The 402-nt window shown below is 51.5% G+C and carries 1 protein-coding gene; it reads left to right on the top strand.

Annotated features, from left to right (window positions below; genetic code table 11):
- Positions 1-402 (top strand): hypothetical protein (locus tag A3763_RS29535; protein ID WP_231872143.1); only part of this gene is annotated, 402 nt, incomplete at both ends.

The following is a 402-nucleotide window of genomic DNA, read 5'->3' as shown; positions in this document are numbered from 1 at the left end:
ACCTTTCGGAACCAATCGAGCAGGTACAAACTGCCTCTGCGCCAGAGGAAAGCAGAATAAGTCAGGAGCTGTCGACTGAAGTCGAGGAAGTCGAGGAAGTCGAGGAAGTCGAGGAAGTCGAGGAAGTCGAGGAAGTCGAGGAAGTCGAGGAAGTCGAGGAAGTCGAGGAAGTCGAGGAAGTCGAGGAAGTCGAGGAAGTCGAGGAAAGTTTAAGCTCGGATCAACAAGAATCAAATAACACTGATGAACCAACAGAAAACGAAAATTCTTTAAACAAGACAGAACCGCCTCCAGCACTTCAAGAATACCTGAGCGAAATTCATGACCTAAGCCCTGAGCCTGAGCCTGAGCCTGAGCCTGAGCCTGAGCCTGAGCCTGAGCCTGAGCCTGAGCCTGAGCCTG

The sequence above is a fragment of the Oleiphilus sp. HI0128 genome (assembly GCF_001635365.1).
This window is presented reverse-complemented; position numbering and strand designations above follow the sequence as displayed.